General features: G+C 67.4%; 21 protein-coding genes and 1 pseudogene. 16 read left to right on the top strand and 6 right to left on the bottom strand.

The genetic code is table 11. The features are described from left to right. Window positions 1-3: 3 nt before the first annotated feature. A complete protein-coding gene (locus RHOOR92_RS0104745; protein ID WP_231378326.1) occupies window positions 4-1,056 on the bottom strand; it encodes a hypothetical protein in 1,053 nt (350 codons plus the stop codon). Window positions 1,057-1,181: 125 nt separating this feature from the next. After that, window positions 1,182-2,657, bottom strand: a complete 1,476-nt coding sequence (locus tag RHOOR92_RS0104740; protein WP_027489745.1) for an AAA family ATPase — start codon at window positions 2,655-2,657, stop codon at window positions 1,182-1,184. 99 nt (window positions 2,658-2,756) lie between these two features. On the opposite strand from RHOOR92_RS0104740, the gene RHOOR92_RS0104735 reads away from it, so the two are divergent. From RHOOR92_RS0104735 to RHOOR92_RS0104695, 10 genes and pseudogenes are all read left to right on the top strand, one after another. After that, on the top strand, window positions 2,757-3,845 hold the full coding sequence (locus RHOOR92_RS0104735) for a PQQ-dependent sugar dehydrogenase (RefSeq protein ID WP_027489744.1): 1,089 nt from the start codon (window positions 2,757-2,759) through the stop codon (window positions 3,843-3,845). 140 nt (window positions 3,846-3,985) lie between these two features. Then, window positions 3,986-4,276, top strand: a pseudogene (locus RHOOR92_RS19210) (GIY-YIG nuclease family protein); the annotation flags it as partial. Window positions 4,277-4,407: 131 nt separating this feature from the next. Continuing rightward, on the top strand, window positions 4,408-5,031 hold the full coding sequence (locus tag RHOOR92_RS0104730) for a YbhB/YbcL family Raf kinase inhibitor-like protein (RefSeq protein ID WP_027489743.1): 624 nt from the start codon (window positions 4,408-4,410) through the stop codon (window positions 5,029-5,031). A 171-nt stretch (window positions 5,032-5,202) separates the two neighbouring features. After that, window positions 5,203-5,358 carry a DUF1328 domain-containing protein gene (locus RHOOR92_RS19205; RefSeq protein WP_007510123.1) on the top strand — a complete coding sequence of 52 codons (156 nt, stop codon included), beginning with the start codon at window positions 5,203-5,205 and terminating at the stop codon, window positions 5,356-5,358. Between the two features lie 54 nt (window positions 5,359-5,412). After that, a complete protein-coding gene (locus RHOOR92_RS0104720; protein ID WP_027489742.1) occupies window positions 5,413-5,775 on the top strand; it encodes a DUF883 family protein in 363 nt (120 codons plus the stop codon). Between the two features lie 23 nt (window positions 5,776-5,798). Then, window positions 5,799-6,284 carry a hypothetical protein gene (locus RHOOR92_RS0104715; RefSeq protein WP_027489741.1) on the top strand — a complete coding sequence of 162 codons (486 nt, stop codon included), beginning with the start codon at window positions 5,799-5,801 and terminating at the stop codon, window positions 6,282-6,284. After that, window positions 6,281-6,604 (top strand): hypothetical protein, encoded by a 324-nt coding sequence (locus tag RHOOR92_RS0104710; RefSeq protein ID WP_015446381.1) that lies wholly within the window; start codon window positions 6,281-6,283, stop codon window positions 6,602-6,604. The genes RHOOR92_RS0104715 and RHOOR92_RS0104710 overlap by 4 nt, the downstream gene beginning before the upstream one ends. Beyond that, complete coding sequence (locus RHOOR92_RS0104705; protein ID WP_027489740.1) at window positions 6,601-7,791, top strand: AI-2E family transporter; 1,191 nt, start codon at window positions 6,601-6,603, stop codon at window positions 7,789-7,791. Before RHOOR92_RS0104710 ends, RHOOR92_RS0104705 begins: the two co-directional genes overlap by 4 nt. Window positions 7,792-7,982: 191 nt before the next feature. Then, the gene (locus RHOOR92_RS0104700; protein ID WP_155950209.1) at window positions 7,983-8,285 is read left to right on the top strand and encodes a hypothetical protein; all 303 of its coding nucleotides are present in this window, start codon (window positions 7,983-7,985) and stop codon (window positions 8,283-8,285) included. After that, the gene (locus RHOOR92_RS0104695; protein ID WP_081660218.1) at window positions 8,282-8,662 is read left to right on the top strand and encodes a cupin domain-containing protein; all 381 of its coding nucleotides are present in this window, start codon (window positions 8,282-8,284) and stop codon (window positions 8,660-8,662) included. Before RHOOR92_RS0104700 ends, RHOOR92_RS0104695 begins: the two co-directional genes overlap by 4 nt. Before the next feature lie 32 nt (window positions 8,663-8,694). Here the strand turns inward: RHOOR92_RS0104695 and RHOOR92_RS18525 are convergent, their stop codons facing one another. Together RHOOR92_RS18525 and RHOOR92_RS0104685 are read right to left on the bottom strand one after the other, a co-directional pair. Beyond that, complete coding sequence (locus RHOOR92_RS18525) at window positions 8,695-9,558, bottom strand: hypothetical protein (RefSeq protein ID WP_231378325.1); 864 nt, start codon at window positions 9,556-9,558, stop codon at window positions 8,695-8,697. Between the two features lie 168 nt (window positions 9,559-9,726). Beyond that, complete coding sequence (locus tag RHOOR92_RS0104685) at window positions 9,727-10,686, bottom strand: PD40 domain-containing protein (RefSeq protein WP_027489738.1); 960 nt, start codon at window positions 10,684-10,686, stop codon at window positions 9,727-9,729. A 290-nt stretch (window positions 10,687-10,976) separates the two neighbouring features. Between RHOOR92_RS0104685 and RHOOR92_RS0104680 the strand changes: the two genes are divergently transcribed. The 6 genes from RHOOR92_RS0104680 (at window position 10,977) to RHOOR92_RS0104660 (ending at window position 13,229) form a co-directional block, all read left to right on the top strand. Next, a complete protein-coding gene (locus RHOOR92_RS0104680; protein WP_231378324.1) occupies window positions 10,977-11,645 on the top strand; it encodes a nucleotidyltransferase domain-containing protein in 669 nt (222 codons plus the stop codon). Next, window positions 11,629-12,057 (top strand): hypothetical protein, encoded by a 429-nt coding sequence (locus RHOOR92_RS0104675; protein WP_007510154.1) that lies wholly within the window; start codon window positions 11,629-11,631, stop codon window positions 12,055-12,057. The genes RHOOR92_RS0104680 and RHOOR92_RS0104675 overlap by 17 nt, the downstream gene beginning before the upstream one ends. Window positions 12,058-12,074: 17 nt before the next feature. Next, window positions 12,075-12,389 carry a hypothetical protein gene (locus RHOOR92_RS0104670; RefSeq protein WP_007510155.1) on the top strand — a complete coding sequence of 105 codons (315 nt, stop codon included), beginning with the start codon at window positions 12,075-12,077 and terminating at the stop codon, window positions 12,387-12,389. 86 nt (window positions 12,390-12,475) lie between these two features. Continuing rightward, complete coding sequence (locus tag RHOOR92_RS20040; RefSeq protein WP_255326662.1) at window positions 12,476-12,598, top strand: hypothetical protein; 123 nt, start codon at window positions 12,476-12,478, stop codon at window positions 12,596-12,598. Window positions 12,599-12,646: 48 nt separating this feature from the next. Then, window positions 12,647-12,931 (top strand): DUF1778 domain-containing protein, encoded by a 285-nt coding sequence (locus tag RHOOR92_RS0104665; RefSeq protein WP_007510157.1) that lies wholly within the window; start codon window positions 12,647-12,649, stop codon window positions 12,929-12,931. A 1-nt stretch (window position 12,932) separates the two neighbouring features. Further along, window positions 12,933-13,229, top strand: a complete 297-nt coding sequence (locus RHOOR92_RS0104660) for a type II toxin-antitoxin system RelE/ParE family toxin (protein WP_027489736.1) — start codon at window positions 12,933-12,935, stop codon at window positions 13,227-13,229. A 42-nt stretch (window positions 13,230-13,271) separates the two neighbouring features. Here RHOOR92_RS0104660 and RHOOR92_RS0104655 read toward each other — a convergent pair whose 3' ends face one another. Beyond that, window positions 13,272-13,874 carry a hypothetical protein gene (locus RHOOR92_RS0104655; protein WP_027489735.1) on the bottom strand — a complete coding sequence of 201 codons (603 nt, stop codon included), beginning with the start codon at window positions 13,872-13,874 and terminating at the stop codon, window positions 13,272-13,274. Beyond that, entirely contained in the window at window positions 13,841-14,317 is a 477-nt protein-coding gene (locus RHOOR92_RS18520; protein ID WP_007510162.1) for a PD40 domain-containing protein, read from the bottom strand. The genes RHOOR92_RS0104655 and RHOOR92_RS18520 overlap by 34 nt, the downstream gene beginning before the upstream one ends. Window positions 14,318-14,455: the final 138 nt, after the last annotated feature.

The following is a 14,455-nucleotide window of genomic DNA, read 5'->3' as shown; positions in this document are numbered from 1 at the left end:
GGCTCAATGCCCTTCGATGCCCGCCCTGTGCACCAGTGTCTCGAACGCCGCGGAGATCTGCGCGTCGGTGAAGTTGCAGTGCCCATCGCCGGTCGGGGCGAGCACAGTCAGCAACTTGCCGTTGCCCGCCGCACGCACCTGGTCAGGGTAGATGGGATGAAAGCGCGACGGGATGGTTTGATCGAAGGCGTTCCACTGCATCACCAGCGGCGCGTCGATACGGCCGGTCAAGGTGACGTTGCGTTGGGCATAGGCCATGGCAGCGGGCGAGCCGGCATAGCGATGCACCTGGCGGTTGAAGGCAGCATCGTCGCCGAAGCCGTGATAGATGGTCTTGCGGTTGTCCACCGGCATGCCGCCGGCGCGCTGTTCGAGTTCACGCAACACCATGTAGTCGAGCGCCAGCGATGGCAGCGTTTCCGGCGTTTCCTGCAGACGCTTTTCCAGCAGGCTGGCCTGCTTCGGGTGCGCCTGCAGCGCCTTGGCGAAGACAGCTGGAGGAATGAACGGTGGTGAGTCGGGAGCGGCCAGGTCCGGCAGGATGCCGGGAATCAGTGCATCGAAGGCCACCAGCGGTGTAACTACGGCACGCGACAGGAGGTCGGGTGTCGAAACGGTCACTCCGCACATGACCAGCGCACCGGTGTAGACGTGTTGGTAGCGCTCGATGCTTGCCGCGGTCTCCAGGCCACCCAGTGAGAAGCCGTAAATCCAAGTGTGGGCAGGGCGGGCGAAGGCACGAATGAAATGTCGGCGAAGACGTTCGTTGTCGACGACGGCATCATCCACAGCCCAGCCTTGCGATGCGTATTCGCTCTGTGCGACGGCATAGCCTTGCTTGAGAAAGATCGGAGTGGCTTCAGCTGCCCTCATCGGCGTCGTTTTCGGCGCACCCACGGGCTGATAGCCGTGCATCAGCATGACCAGGTCGCCGTTCCAGTTTGCCGGGATATCGATGCGGTAGGGAGCGCCCTGCAGCGTACCGGCGTGGGCGCCCGGCTCCAGGCCGGCGGCGAGCGCAGACAGAGAGCCGATTCCGATACAAGCGGCCAACATGAGCCAAACGTAGATCAGTCGAACCTTCCGTAGCGACCTTTGCATGATGACCCCTATGGTGGTGAGCGCAGGAAGTTAGTACGCGGAAAAGATCGGTATCGCCTCATCCTACAACTCAGTCCCGGTCAATCCGCCGCCACGCAGCGCCCCTGCGCCCACGCCCTTAGCGCCTCCACCTGCTCCCGCATCAACACCGACAGCGGCCGCGTCTGCTTCAGCGCATTGAGCAAGGTCGCCTGATCCGGCGGCGTGCCGCTGCCGGCGGCGTCGTACAGCGCGCTGACGATGGTCTGTTCGATTTCGGCGCCGGAGAAGCCGTCGCTGGCGGCGGCCAGCGCGGGCAGGTCGAAACTGGCGGGGTCGAGTTTGCGGCGGGCCAGATGCATGGCGAAGATCTCGCCGCGCACGTTTTCCTTCGGCAGGTCGACGAAGAAGATCTCGTCGAAGCGGCCCTTGCGCAGCAGTTCGGCGGGCAGCTCCTGCACTGCGTTGGCGGTGGCGACCGCGAACACCTTGGCCTTGCGTTCGGCCATCCAGGTCAGCAGGTAGCCGAGCACGCGGCGCGACACGCCGCCGTCATCGCCGCCGCCGGCCAGGCCTTTCTCGATCTCGTCGATCCACAGCACGCACGGCGCCAGCAGCTCGGTGCTGGCCAGCGCCTCGCGCAGGTTCTTTTCGGTCTCGCCCTGGTACTTGTCGTACAGCGTGCCGAAGTCCAGCCGCACCAGCGGCACGCCGAAGCCGCCGGCGATCGCCTTCGCCGCCAGGCTCTTGCCGCAACCCTGCACGCCGAGCAGCAGCACGCCCTTCGGCGGGTCGAGCGCGGGGTCGGGGGTGGCGGCGAGGAACACCGTGCGTCGGCGCTGCACCCATTCGCGCACGCGGCCGACTCCGGCGATGTCGGCGAAGCTGGCGGTGGCGTATTCGTAGTGCAGCAGGCCGGAGCGGTTGAGCAGGTCGAACTTCGACTGCATCAGCTCCGGCAGGTCCTGCGGGCCGAGTGCGCCGTCGTTGTAGATCAGCTTGCGCACGATGCGCCGCGCATCCGGCGCGGACAGGCCGAGCAGGTTGCGCACGATGGTGCGCGCGGCGTCGTTGTCGACCGTGACGTTGCGGCCCTGCTCGCGCTGCCAGGCCACCGCCTCGCCGCGCAGGATGCCGGCCAGTTCCTTGAGATCGGGCAGCGACAGCGGCACGCGCAGGGCCAGCGCTTCGAGTTCCTCCGGCAGCTCGACCCGGGCGCCGACCAGCACGATGGTGTGCGCCGCCGAACGCTGGCGCTGCACGATCTCGCGCAGCTGGCGCAGGCTCATCGCGTAGCGCAGCAGGCTGTGGAAGTCGAACATCAGGTAGATGCCGCGCTGCTCCTGCGCGCGGATCGCGTCCAGCGTGGCGGTGGCGTCCGGCGCCACCTCGGCGTCGGTTTGCGCGAAGTCGAGCCGGCCCAGGCCGTCGGTCAGCGTCCAGCGCCACAACGGGTGCAGCGCCTGCGCAATCACGTGGCGGAAGCACTCGATCACCCGCTGCTCGTCCACCGTCTCGATCACCAGCAGCGGCGTGGCCGCGCGGACCAGGGTGGTGAGATCGTCCAGTTCGCTCATGCAGTCCCCTCGAAAGGCTGCAGTTTAGCGGGCGGTGTGGCTTCTGGCTTCACGCGGGCCGGTATACGCTGCGGTTTCCCCGGAACGCGGAGAACCGCCATGCGCCTGCTGCTGCCGTTGCTGCTGGTCCTGTCGTCGCTGCCGGCGCTGGCCGCGCCGCCGCTGCAACGGCTGAGCCTGCCGAAGGGTTTCCACGTCGCGCTGTATGCCGACCAAGTGCCGGACGCGCGCGAGCTCGCGCTGGGCGCGAAGGGCACGGTGTTCGTTGGGTCCAACGACGCCGGCAAGGTCTATGCGCTCACCGACGCCAACGGCGATGGCGTGGCGGAACGGGTGCGGGTGATCGCCAGCGGGCTCGAGCTGCCGGTGGGCGTGGCGTTCAAGGGCGGCGACCTGTACGTGTCCGCGGTGAGCCGCATCGTCGTGCTGCGCGACATCGAGAACCACCTGGATGATCCGCCGAAACCGGCGGTGGTCACCGACAAGCTGCCGACCGAGGCCCACCACGGCTGGAAGTTCATTGCGTTCGGCCCGGACGGCAAGCTCTACGTGCCGATCGGCGCGCCGTGCAACATCTGCGACCCGGGTCCGGCGCACGGCAAGCTGATCCGCATGAACGCCGACGGCAGCGGCTGGCAGGACGTGGCCCGCGGCATCCGCAACACGGTCGGCTTCGACTGGCAGCCGGGGTCGAAGCGCCTGTGGTTCACCGACAACGGCCGCGACCTGCTGGGCGACGACCTGCCCAGCGACGAATTGAACGAGATCACCGGCCCCGGCCAGCACTTCGGCTACCCGTACTGCCACCAGGGCGACACGCTCGACCCCGAGTTCGGCCGGGGCAAACGCTGCAAGGACTATGTGCCGCCGGTGCTGAAGCTGGGCGCGCACGTGGCCGCGCTGGGCATGCGCTTCTACGAAGGCAAACAGTTTCCGGCCAGCTACCGGGGCGCGATCCTGGTCGCCGAACACGGCTCGTGGAACCGCACGAAGAAATCTGGCTACCGGGTGATGACGGTGCGCCTGCATGGCAGCAAGGTGCTCTCGTACGAGCCGCTGATCACCGGCTTCGAGCAGAACGAAAGCGCCTGGGGCCGCCCCGCCGACGTGCAGCCGCTGCCCGACGGCAGCGTGCTGGTCAGCGACGACCTGGCCGGGGCGGTGTACCGGGTGACGTACAAGCCATGAGCCCCATGGCATTCCTGCGCGAAGTGCGATTCCTGCCTGCGCAGGAATGACGATGGTGTGGGTGATGAGCGGGCGTGTGACCTTTTTCCCTTTGTCATTCCTGCGAAGGCAGGAATCGCACTTCAATGCGAGGCATAGCCATGGACAGGCGACAACCCTGCGTCTACATGCTGGCGAGCAAGAAAAACGGCGTTCTCTACATCGGCGTGACCAGCGACCTGGTCAAGCGCATCTGGCAACACAGAAACGACGTGGTGGAGGGTTATACCCATCGTTACAGCGTGCATACGCTGGTGTGGTACGAACTTCATCTCACCATGGAATCGGCGATCCTGCGCGAGAAAACGCTCAAGGCCTGGAAGCGCGACTGGAAGATGCGGTTGATCAACGAAGGCAATGCCGAGTGGCGGGACTTGTATCCGACTATCCTGCAGTTGTCGAAGTGCGATGCCTGCCTGCGCAGGCATGACGGGCGTGGAGGACGCCGCATTTTTCCGCCGTCATGCCTGCGCAGGCAGGCATCGCATTCGGCAGGCAACCTGCTATCCAACGGAGAAACCCCATGCACCTGCGCAGCGACAGTTTCGACAACGGCCAACCGATTCCCGCCGAGTTCGCCTTTGGCCAGCGCGGCGACCCGGTCGCGCTGTCGGACAACCGCAGCCCGCACCTGGCCTGGCAGAACGCGCCGGCGGCCACCCGCTCGTTCGTGCTCACCTGCATCGACCCCGACGTGCCCAGTCGCGGCGACGACGTGAACCAGCCCGGCCGCACGGTGCCCGCCGACTTGCCGCGGGTGGAGTTCGTGCACTGGCTGATGGCGAACATTCCGGCCGAGTGCGGCGAACTGGCCGCGGGCGCGTGCAGCGACGGCATCACCGCGCGCGGCAAGCGCGCACCGTTCGGGCCGCCGGGCAGCGTGCAGGGCGTCAACGACTACACCGGCTGGTTCGCCGGCGACGTCGAGATGGGCGGCGAGTACCGCGGCTACGACGGCCCGTGCCCACCGTGGAACGACGCACGGCTGCACCATTACCATTTCAAGCTGCACGCGCTCGACGTGGCCGCGCTGCCGCTGGCCGGCGGCTTCTCGCTGGCCGAGCTGCGCGCGGCGATGGCCGGCCACGTGCTGGCCGAAGCGGAGCTGGTCGGCAGCTACAGCCTGAACCCGGCGGTTGCCGGCTGAGAAATCGCGTCTGGCACGCCATGGTCGGCCGGCCCGGAACGCACGTGTCGCAAACGTCGGCATCACGTGCACGGCGCTGCCAGCGCCCTTCACACCCGCATGGCGCCGGCTGTGGGTGAATGGTTACGTGCGGTTTCCCCGCCGCCATTCCCTGCAGATGAGGATGCCTTCATGCTTCACTACGCCCTGGTTTTCCTGGTCATCGCGATCATCGCCGCCGTGCTCGGCTTCGGCGGCATTGCGGGTGCCGCCACCGGGATCGCGAAGATCCTGTTCATCATCTTCCTGATCCTGGCGATCATCGCGTTCTTCCGCCGCGCCAGTTGACGGCCGGTCGTCGCATCGCGTCTGTGCCACCATGAGTCTTCTCCGGAGCATGCAATGAACAAGCAAGTCCAGACCCCCGAACAAGCCGTCGGCGATCGCATCGACGAACGCGCCGAACGGATCAAGCAGGCCACCTCCGAGGCAGTCGCCGCCACCAAGGAAAAGGTGGATCGCGCCGCGGACCATGTCGAGGAAGGCCTGCACCACGCCACCGACAAGGTTGCCGGCGCGGCCCACAAGGCCAGCGACAAGGCCGCACGGGTCGGCGAGCGTGGCCGCGAGGTCTATGACGAAACGATGGACCGCGCCGACGCGTGGCTGGAGCAGGTACGCGACTACGTGCGCGAGAAGCCGATGCAGTCGGTCGCCATCGCGCTCGGCGCCGGCTGGCTGATCGGCCGCATCCTGCGGCGTTGAGCGACGCGGCACAGGGGCCGGGAATGCACGACGAGGGTGAGTCACCCCGCGCAGCGGCGGCGCCGGATCCGGCGCCGTCGTCGTCTGGATTGCTGGCCGAGGTCGGCCAGCTCGCGCGCGCGGTCAAGCGGCTGTTCGGCGCGCAGATGCAGCTGCTGGCGGCGGAGCTGGGCTTGGCGCGCAGCGCGATCTCGTGGCTGCTGCTGGCGGCACTGGCCGCCACCGTGGCGGGGGTCGCCCTCGGCCTGACCCTGCTCGGCTTGGTCGGCGTGCTGCTGGCGGCGTGGTTCGGCTCGTGGATCTGGGCATTGCTGGTGCTGGCGTTGCTGCAGGTGCTGTTCCTGCTTGGCTCGATCGCGCTGTTCCGCCGCTGCATGCACTGGATGAGCCTGCCAGCCACACGCAGCGAATGGAGTGCGATGATGCGCGAGACCCTGCACAAGGCCGAAGCCAGCGACGCGGCCGCGCAGGACAACGGACAGGACAGTCAGCGGGAGGAGCGGCGATGAGCGTGTTCGATCGCCTGGCGAAGGTGCAGGCCGCCCAGTTGCGCATGCGCGCGGCGCGGCACGCGTTGACCACGCCGGCGGCCGCCCTGCTGGTGCGCGGCCGCGCGCATCCGCTGACGACGGTGGGCGCGGCCGCCGGTGCCGGCTTCGTATTGGGCAGCCTCGACGTGCATCCGCTGCGGGTGCCGGGGCTGGGTCCGCTGCTCGGTGGCGGCCTGGCCGAGGTGGTGGCCCACGGCGTGCGCTTGGTCGCGGAGCTGGGCGCGATGGCGCCGGGTGCCGCCGCTGCAGCGGATGCCGAGGGCGGCGAGCCGGCATGAGCGAACCCGAACAGATGTTCCCGCCCGCGCCGGACGGAAGCGCGGCCGGGGCCGGCGCCATCGCCATCCCGGCGGAGCCGGCGACGGCAGAAGAGACGGCGGTTCGCCACGGGCTGCGCCACTTGAACGCCGCGCGCGGCATGCGCCAGCACCTGCGTGCAGTGCGCATGGTGCTGAACGCACTGCTGTTGCTGGCGCTGCTGTACACCATCACCCTGACCAAGGCCTTGCTGATTCCGCTGGTGCTGGCCGCCTTCATCGGCCTGGCGCTGAACCCGATCGTCGCCTTCGGCACGCGCTTCCGCCTGCCGCGCTGGCTCACCGCCAGCGTGCTGATGCTCGGCCTGATCGTCGGCATCGGCAGCGGCGTGGGCCTGCTGGCGCAGCCGGCGATCGGCTGGTTCCATGGCGCGCCCACGGCGATCAAGAGCTTCGTGCCGAAGCTGCGCAGCTTCACCAAGCCGCTGGAGGCGGCCAACCGCGCCACGCAGACCCTGGTCAGCAGCGGCACCAGCACCCGCGCGGCCGTGCCGCAGTCCGCGCCGGTCTCGATCAGCGCCTGGGACGTGGTGTCGACCGCGCCGAAGGTGCTGGCGGCCGTGCTCAGCGTGATGTTGCTGGTGTTCTTCTTCCTGATCTACGGCGACTCGATGCTGCGCCGGCTGGTACAGATCACCCCCGGCTTCGCCTACAAGCGACATGCAGTGACCATCGTGCGCGGGATCCAGACCGAGGTGTCGCGCTACCTGCTCACCGCGCTGCTGATCAACGCCGGCCTCGGCGCGATCACTGCCGGCATGCTGTGGCTGTACAAGGTGCCCGACCCGCTGCTGTGGGGCGCGGTGGCGATGTTCGCCAACTTCATTCCCTACGTCGGCGCGATCGTCACCACCACCGTGCTGGCGGTGGTGTGCATGCTGTACGCGAACGACGCCAGCCTCGAAGTGTTCCTGCCGGTGCTGACCTTCGCCGGCATCACCGCAGTGGAGGGCAACCTGATCACGCCGATGATCCAGGGCGCCAGCATGCGGCTCAGCCCGATCGCGATCCTGCTGTGGCTGCTGGTGTGGGGCTGGCTGTGGGGCATCCCCGGCGCCCTGCTGGCGGTGCCGATGCTGACCTGCACCAAGCTGATCACCGAACGCGTGCGCGGCTGGGAATGGTTCGCGCACATCGTGCAGCGCTAGATACGCTCGTCGCAGGGTGGACACGACCCGCCGTTCCCCATGCTCCAGCCCGCCACTTGGTCGCCGCCCTGATCATGGGGCCTGCGTCAAGCATCCTGGGTCGGCATGTCACGATTGCATTTCCTGATGCGTCCTGGTGATTGGCGGGCGGACACAACGACCGCGAAACCAGCGAACTTGAGGAGAATGCGATGAACAAAAGTGCGAGTCTCGTGATGCTCAAGGCCAAGCCCGGCCAGCGCGACGAGGTCAGGCGCGTCTGGGAAAAATATGCCCGCGACTACATCGCCGGCAGCGCGCTCAGCTTCTACTATTGCTACGACGACAACGATCCCGGCAGGATCATTGTGTTCGGACTCGGCGATCAGGCCAGCCTCCGGGGGTTCGCGCAGCAGCCCTGGTTCCCCGACTATCAGCGCGACACGCACGCGCTGCTTGCCGAGCCGGGCGAGGTCCGCAGCACGACGCCGCAGTATGTGAAAGACAACGCATGATCGGGTACGCGATGACAGACAGTGCGATCAACCTGCGCGACAAGCTCACCCGGTTCTCGGAACACTGGTCGCCCCGCGTCATTGCCGAGATGAATGACTACCAGTTCAAGCTCGCCAAGCTGCAGGGCGAGTTTGTCTGGCATGCGCACGCGGACACCGACGAAGTCTTCATCGTTCTCCAGGGCGCCATGACGCTCCAGTTCAGGGACAAGGCCATCCCGCTCGCTGCCGGGGAAATGTACGTCGTTCCCAAAGGCGTGGAGCATCGCCCCGTGGCCGAGCAGGAATGCTGCGTGATGCTGGTCGAGCCACGCGGCGTGGTCAACACCGGCGATGCAGGCGGTGCCTATACCGCGCAGAACGACGTGTGGGTGTAGCGCACCCCGCGGCTCATTTCAGCAGCGGGTATTCATGCAGGCTTCTTCGCGGAAGCGGGATCGGCCGGGGCGGCGTTCGCCGGCGGCGCGATGCCGTGCGCACGCAGCAGGGCCGAGATGTCGAAGCGCCAGAGATTGCGCGAGCCGTTCAGCGGCGACTGCAGGCGCCGTTGCAGCGAGGCCGCATCGTCGCGAGGCTTGGGGAAATGCACGTCGTCGCGGCGCTCGCTCGCTACGTAGAGCTCGCCGAACGCCGGCCCTAGCGACGGTGCGTTTTCCAGCGTGCGGCTGTTGACGTCGCCGCCGAGATGCTCGGGTTTGCCCCAGCCGCCATCCGGCTGGCGGAACACGATGTAGATGTCGGCGCTGCCCAGCGCGTCGCCCTCGTTGCCGGCGTAGAGCAGGAAGCGTCCGCGCGGGTCGACCGCGGGATCCATGCGGTTGTTCGCCAGGTCGCCCAGCGGCAGCCGCTCGGGCGTGGCATAGCCGTGATCGCGCGCCACGTAGATCTGGTACGCCTTGCCGGAATCTTCGCGGTGCGCCGAGAAATAGAGATCGCCGTTCGCCGCCAGCGACGGCTTGTAGATCATCGCGCCGTCGTTGAGCGCGCCGTCGACGTGGAGCGGCGCACTCCATCCGCCGTTCGGTTGCCGCGCGACGTGCCACAGGTTCGTGCCGGGAAAACGCCGCCCGTTCATCGTGGCCATCACCGGCGCGGCGCCCGGGCGCCGCGGCCGGTTGGAGACGAAGTACAGGCGCCCGCCGTCGGGCGACAGCGTCGGTTCGGAGTCGTGCCACCGGCCGGAGAACGCGGCCACCTGCGGCGTCGACCAGCGGCCCGCCGCGCGATGCGCGACCAGGATGGTGTCGTCGGCTTCGGCGAAGTCCGAACGCATGAAAGTACAGCGTGTTGCCGTCCGGCGTCAGCGCCACCGAGGTTTCCTGCAGGCCGGTGGAAATCACCCCGGGGCCGAGCAGTTCGCCGGTGGTTGCCGTGCGCGCGGCGGGCAGCGCGGACGAGTCTGCGTGATGACATGGTCGCTCCCGATGAGGTGCCGCTGGAATCACGGCGTGCGTCTTGCCGCCAGCCACGGCGCCAGCGACACCCGCCAGATATGGTTGCTGCCGTTGTCCCACGCGCGCATGCGCGCCAGGTCCGCGCGCGCCTGCGCGGGCGTGCGCGGGTAGGCCACCTTCGCCGTGTAGTTGCTGGTGAAGTACAGGGTGCTGGCGTCCGGGCCCAGGTGCGAACCCCACGGCTCGTAGCGGTTCACCGCATCGCCGAGGTCGACCGGCTTGCTCCAGGCATCGCCTGCGCGGAAGGCGATGTACAGGCGGTCGGGCTTGTCCTTGCCGGCGTAGTTGGCGTCGAACACGATGAACGACTGGTCCGGCGCGACCGCCGGATCGAGTTCGTGCGCCGCCGGATCGCCCAGCGCCAGCCGCTGCGGCGGCTGGTAGCGGCCGTCGCGCCAGGCGGTGCGGTAGAGGTGGAACTCGTGCGTGGTCTCGTCGCGCCGCTGGTAGTACACGTCGCCGTTGGCCGCCACGCTGGGCGCGTAGATGTTTGGCGCGTCGTTCACCACGTCGGGCAATCGCTGCGGCTGGCCCCAGCCGTCGCCGCGGCGATCGGCCCGCCACAGCTGGCCGCCACGCAGCGCCGGCCCGCCGGCCACGTCGGCGCGATTGGAGGTGTACACCAGGAACGAGCCGTCCGGCGCCATCGCCGGATCGTGGTCCTGCCATGGCCCGGAGAACGGCGCGATCTGCGGCGTCGACCAGCCGTCGCCCACGCGATGCGATTCCATGATGAAACCATTCCAGCCCGCCTGCTGGTCGAAGTAGACGGTGGCGCCGTCGGGCGCGAAGGTCAGACAGTCCACGCCGGCCGGGCCGGAGATCGCGCGGGGCGCGAAGATTTCCGGCGTGGCGGGCGTCGTGTCGGCGGCGCGGGCGCCGGCGAGGCCGGACAGGGCCAGCGCGAGGAGGCTGCGGGCGAGCAGGGGAAGTGGGCGGTGGGCCATGCATGTGCCTCGACAGGATGATGGTGCGGTCGAGTCTGCTTGGCGGTGTTGGCGCGTCGCTGCCGCTTTGTGACGAGCGGAGACTCGCTGTGACCAGCGGTTGTCAACGTAGGGCAACCGGTTCGACCTCGTCGCGTAATCGCGGCGCCCCTGACGCGTGCGCTGCCCTTGTAGGAGCGCGCTTGCGCGCGATGCTCTTGTCTGACCGGGTATCCGGCATCCTGCGTTGCCTCACCTCGCCGTGGCCCGCACCCGGGTGCGCGCCCATTGGTGCCAAGCGATCCTTGCACATGCCCATTTCGGGCAATAACATGCCCAATATGGGCAACAAAACGAACAGCAGAATCAGCGAAGCAGCGGCGCTCTACGCCAGCACCAGCTTGTCCGATGCCTTGTTCACCGCCACCCAGCAGCGCGTCCTCGCCTGCCTGTTTGGCCAGCCTGATCGCAGCTTCACCATCAGCGAACTGATCCAGACTACCGGTGCCGGCAGCGGCGCGGTGCAGCGCGAGGTCGCCCGGCTGGCCGGTAGCGGCCTGCTCGCGGTGGAACCCGTCGGCAATCAGAAGCGCTATCGCGCCGACCCAGCCTCGCCCATCCATGCCGAGCTGGTATCCATCGTGCGCAAGACCTTTGGCCTTGTTGCTCCCTTGCGCGAAACGTTGGCGCCGCTGGCTCCGCATATTCCGACCGCGTTCGTGTACGGCTCGGTGGCCAAGGGTACCGACACCGCTGCCAGCGACATCGACCTGATGCTGGTGTCGGATGCGCTGACCTATGCGGACGTCATGGCCGTCCTGCATCCGCTGATCGAACGCCTGGGGCGGGAGATCCATCCCACGCTCTACACCCGCGCCGAACTGCGCAAGCGCATCGCCGCGGGCAACAGCTTCGTGACCCGCGTGCTGGCACAGCCGCGGCTCTGGGTCATCGGTGGTGAGCATGACCTCGCCGCTTGAGAGCCTCGCCGGCACCGGCAAGCCGCTGGTGGAGGAGCCGATGGATTCGGCGGAGTTCGAAGGTCTGCTTCGCTCCGGCAGAGCGCGACTGGTCGACGCACGCAACGCATCACTCGCATTGGAAAGCCGCTTCGACCTGGCCTACAACGCTGCGCATGCACTGTGTCTGGCTGCGTTGCGCCGCGAGGGCTATCGTGCCCGTCATCGCTACATCGTGTTCCAGGTATTGCCGCATACGCTCGGTCTGGGGCCGGACATATGGCGCGTGCTGGACAAGTGCCATCACATGCGCAACGTCGCCGAGTACGAAGGGGTCCTTGATGTGGAGGAACGGATCGTGGCTGACCTGGTCGCGGCGTGTGAGAAGGTTGCGGATACACTTGCCGCGCTCCTGCAAAGGGATCATTCGTAGGTGATGGATACCGCACCATGACTGACAAACTCTACGGCGTCATCTGCGACAACACCGGCTTCCTCGTATTCCTTGACCACGCTCCTGACCCGGAAGCAGCCTGTCGCTTGGCGACGAGAGAAGGTACGCGCTGGGGCGCATTGGGGTCTTTCAAGCGTTCGCTCATGGGAGCGCCGAAAGGTGATGGCCGCTCCTGGCTGGAGCTGAGCGTTTACGACGTGACGGGCGTGCTTGAGTCTGACCTCGATCCGATTCTGGATGACGAGTCGTTGATGTGCGCCATGGACGAAGAAAACTTCGCAGCGCGCTTCGTCGCGGAGCAATTGAGCTGATGCGCCGCAGTTGCGGTCTTCAAGGCGAGGTGATGACATGCCACTGATGAGAGACTTCAAGCAGACCCTGGTGGAGCGCGTGCAACGTGAGCCGGCGTTTGCGCGCGCTGCTGGATGTGGCCGCCTCACTGTTCCTCAGTGGTGACCCGGCAACGGCGCGCGTGGTCCTGCGCGACCTGGTCAACGTCCCCGCTCGTCCGCTCGTGTGACACAAACGTGCTACATTCGCGCAAGATACAGCCGCCCCGGAGCGTTTCATGAGCACCACCACCATCCGCCTGCCCGACGAACTCAAGGCCCGCGTTGCCGAGGCGGCGAAACAGGCGGGCACGACATCGCACAATTTCATTCTGGAGGCGATCGCGGAGAAGGCCGACCTGGCCGCGCAGCATGCCGCGTTCCACGCGTTGGCGGATCAGCGCTACGCCGAGTTCCTGGAATCCGGCAAGAGCATCCCGTGGGACGAAGCGCGCGCTTACCTCAAAGGGCGCATCGCGGGAAAGGCGGTGAAGCGGCCGGTGGCCCGCAAGCTGGATCGATGACGTGACGCGTGTGAGGCTGGCGCCCGGGGTGATCAAGGATCTGGACCGCATCGTGGAGCACTTGCATCACCACGAGAGCGCGGCAGCCGAGACAAGGGCGGGGGAAATCATCAGTGCGTTCGACGTGCTTGCGGACAACCCGCTGATCGGCCGCCCGGCTGGCGACGACAAGCGCGAATTGCTGATCGGCCACGGCGCGGCGGGATACGTGGCGTTGTACTGCTACCTGCCGGTGATCGATACCGCCCTGATCCTGGCGGTGCGGGGACAGCGCGAAGGGGGATACGCAAGACCGTGAACGGAACCGAAGCCGAGAGGGTTGCAGCAGGTGCCGTTCGGCTCAGCTCCGTGGACGAGGCTTCTTGGGCGGCGGTCCCAGCTCCACAAAGGCCACGCCCACGATGGCAGCTTCCGTGATGATGGCTTCCAGTGCCGCCTTGCCCGCTTCGTTGACATACAGAACGGCCGCGGCTGTCAGCGGGTCCTTGAACACGGCCGCATCGACCGGCAGCCTGTCCTCGAAGAATTCTTCATTCACGACCGAACCGCTCGGACGCTTGGCCGAGTGAGCCTCGTCGATGCAGGGAATGACGCTGGTCACGTTGTAGAACCAGCGCGGCTCGCCCGCGCAGTCCAGCTCGAGGAATTGCCCGAAGCGCGACAGGAAGGGCTCGAGCGCAACCTTCGCCTTGTCGTTCATGACCAGGGCGCCCGGAGTCAGTGCACTGACGTCTGCCAGCGGTTTGGGCTTCTTCTTTCCCGGTTCGACGAAGACTTCGACCCTGGGCTTTCTTGACCAGGAGAGGCTGGCGCCGGAGGTGTCGAACATGCCCGACGCGACGTCCTTGTCGCTGCCAAAGACCAAAGGCGCATAGTCATTGACGGAGCCACTTTCGAGTTTCCATACTTTCACTTCCACCACCTCTGCCGTGAGGCTCGGCATCGTTCGCGTACAACAACACGACGATGTCCTTGCGCATATCGTTTGCCGCCGCGGCGCGGCTGCGGCTTGCCGTCGTAGTAGCCGTCGAGCGCTGCGCCGCCGGCGGCCACCGGCCGGTTCGAGGCGAACACCAGGTAGGAGCCGTCCGGCGCCATCGCCGGGTCGAGGTCGCGCCAGCGCCCGGAGAACGGCGCGACCCGCGGCGTCGACCAGCGGCCACCGACGCAATGCGATTCCATCAGCGTGAAGCTGTCGGTGCCGCGCATGAAGTACACCGTCGCGCCGTCGGGGGTGAACGCCGCGGCGCCGTCATCGGCGTTGCCGGCGATGACGCCGGGGGCGAAGATCGCCGGCGCCGGCGCGCCGGCAGGCGATGCGGCATGCGCGCCGCCGCTGATCAGGGCCGCGGCGGTCAGGAGCACGAACGGGGACGGCAAGCGCATGTCTGGCTCTCCTTCGCCGCGCGCCCGATCAAGCGGATGGCCGGCCGCGACGGCATGGATGTGGATGCCGCGCAGGCTGGCACGCGCGGCTCGGACCGTCGCCGATCTTGTGACGATCGGCGCTTCGAGCGTGACAAG

The organism is Rhodanobacter sp. OR92 (assembly GCF_000427545.1).
In the GTDB taxonomy this organism is placed as follows: Bacteria; Pseudomonadota; Gammaproteobacteria; order Xanthomonadales; family Rhodanobacteraceae; genus Rhodanobacter; species Rhodanobacter denitrificans.
The sequence above is the reverse complement of the archived record's forward strand: the minus strand, read 5'-3'. Positions and strand labels throughout refer to the sequence as shown.